The 2251-nt window shown below is 37.1% G+C and carries 2 protein-coding genes; one reads left to right on the forward strand and one right to left on the reverse strand.

From position 1 onward, the window contains the following. Positions 1 to 52 precede the first annotated feature (52 nt). Positions 53 to 586 carry a sugar O-acetyltransferase gene (locus AC3DU7_RS27255; RefSeq protein ID WP_488042401.1) on the forward strand — a complete coding sequence of 178 codons (534 nt, stop codon included), beginning with the start codon at positions 53 to 55 and terminating at the stop codon, positions 584 to 586. Positions 587 to 897: 311 nt separating this feature from the next. On the opposite strand, the gene AC3DU7_RS27260 is transcribed toward AC3DU7_RS27255, so the two are convergent. After that, the coding region (locus AC3DU7_RS27260; protein ID WP_488042397.1) for a serine hydrolase at positions 898 to 2251 on the reverse strand (1354 nt) is incomplete at its 5' end.

Below are 2251 nucleotides of genomic sequence, written 5' to 3' on the forward strand. Positions count from 1 at the left end.
TAATATCTCTGTTATGAAGTCAAGCCAAAATCAAACTACAGAAAGGCAAAAAATGTTAAACGGGCAATATTATAATGCCTTTGATCAAGACCTACTAAAAGATAGACAAAGAGCTAAAAGTTTATGTCAAAAATTGAATAGTATTCCAGATGGTAGTCAAGAAGAAAGGGTCAAAATTATCAAAGATTTATTCCAAAGCGATCTAAATTGTTGGATAGAATCTCCTTTCAGATGTGACTACGGGTATAACATCCAAATTGGAGATAATTTTTATGCCAACTTTGGTTGTGTTATTCTTGACTGCAATATTGTGAAAATTGGTAGTAATGTCAAGTTAGGTCCTAATGTACAAATTTACACTGCTACTCATCCAATAAATGTTGCAGAAAGAATGGCAGGTAAAGAAATGGCTTATCCCATTGAAATAGGTGATAACGTTTGGATCGGAGGCAGTTGTATAATTCTTCCTGGTTTAAAGATTGGAAATAATACAGTTATTGGTGCTGGAAGCGTAGTAACGAAAGATATTCCTAAAAATGTTGTTGCAGTGGGGAACCCCTGTCGCGTAATTAAAGAAATTGAATGAAATAGAACCCATTTGCTGTCTTTGCAAGGGGTATGTGCTTTTAGCTGCTGGAGTCAGGAAGACCGAGTCATAACTACGGAAATTCAGGAATACAATAGGGGAAAAGGTAGAAAAATGAGTAATCTTGGTAGCATAATAGTATACAAGAACAAAAGATGCCTAGCACGGGAGCAAGATGCTCCCACTGTTCTCGTAACAAGAATAATTACAATGCAGCACCACTGAAAAATTATCCCTACTCCCTATCTCCCCCACTCCCCCACTCCCCTACTCCCCCACTCCTCCACTCCATAAATTAGGTGAATAGTTCATCATCTATACGAGAGCAAACCATCATTATCCATTAAATATTTTGCCACCTTATTAATAGAGCGACGAATCTGAGGATCGCGTCCGCCACGACTATCAATTACAGTTATTACATACACTTCACCATTAATACTTAATCCTAAAGTAGTACCCAGAGCGCGAGAATTTTCTCCCGTCTTTTCACCAAGCCACTTAACTTCTGGTAATTCTTCTAGGGCAGCATATCCTAATAATCTATCCTTCTGACGGGCTAAAGCTTCTATCAATACATCAGAATTTGGATACTCATAATTATATATTGAGACCATCATGTCTGTCAGTTCGTTGCTAGTTAGGGTATTGCGACCTTTACCTGGATTTTTGGGCATGATCTTGTTACCCATAAGTTTGTAGTTGACACTCATCACTTTGTAGCCATCGTCTTTGAGAACTTTATTAATATAAGGTTGTCCTAAATAATCAATAAGTTGATTTGTGGCAATATTGCTACTATGGTCAATCATTTGCCCAACTAGAGTTTTAAGGGGATAGGGTTTTCTAGCCCTAATTTCTGAAGCATCTTCGGTAAAGTTTCCCCTACTCACATATATAGGAGTATCTAAACTGATATTTTCTTGAGACGCTTTCTGCATTGCTGCCACAGCAACAGGAACTTTAATTAAACTAGCTGGGCTGGCGGGTGGTTTATTGCCGTTTAGGTCTAAACATTTTCGCCGGAGGTTACAAATAGCGATCGTTGCTCTGCTAGATAGACCACTGTCTTTACGAATTTTCTCTAAAAAGTTTGATTTTGTTAGGTTTAACTGATAATAAGAATCATTCAGACTACGCTGGTATTCTTTGAGCTTTTTAGTAGTTTTTTCTGCTATCAATGAATCAGTAGGAATTGCTTCTAAGTTATAAATAGCTTGTTGCCAGAGGTGTTTTTCTGTTTCTCTAGTTTTGACAGTTGCATTTGGTGTTTCTCCTACTTCTGATGCTTGAGCGCCCAGGGTTAATGCTTGACGCCAGTTATCGTTGGCTCGTTGTTCAATTAATATTTGAACTTCAATTTCTTGTAATCTTTGTAGCAAGTTTTCTTGCTTTTCTAATACAGTGTCATCATTGTTATCAGAAAAGAATAATTGCTTTCTGGGAGTAGGTAGAGATTCTAATTGCGCAACTGTGCGATCACGCATATCATAGAGTTCTTGTAATGACTGAGTATAAGATTCTTCTGCCTGGGAACTCTCTATACTGCCAATTGAGATTATGGTAATACTAGCTATTGTTGTTAAAGTGCTAGTTAGAATATGTCTAATTTTTAGTCTTTTGTACATTGAGTTTGCCTCACACAAATAAATAATTTTCTGCTGA

The organism is Okeania sp., assembly GCF_983059655.1.

Excerpts from the sequence above, each read along its gene's own strand:
- AC3DU7_RS27255 (WP_488042401.1), top strand. The coding sequence starts at position 53 with ATGTTAAACGGGCAATATTATAATGCCTTTGATCAAGACCTACTAAAA.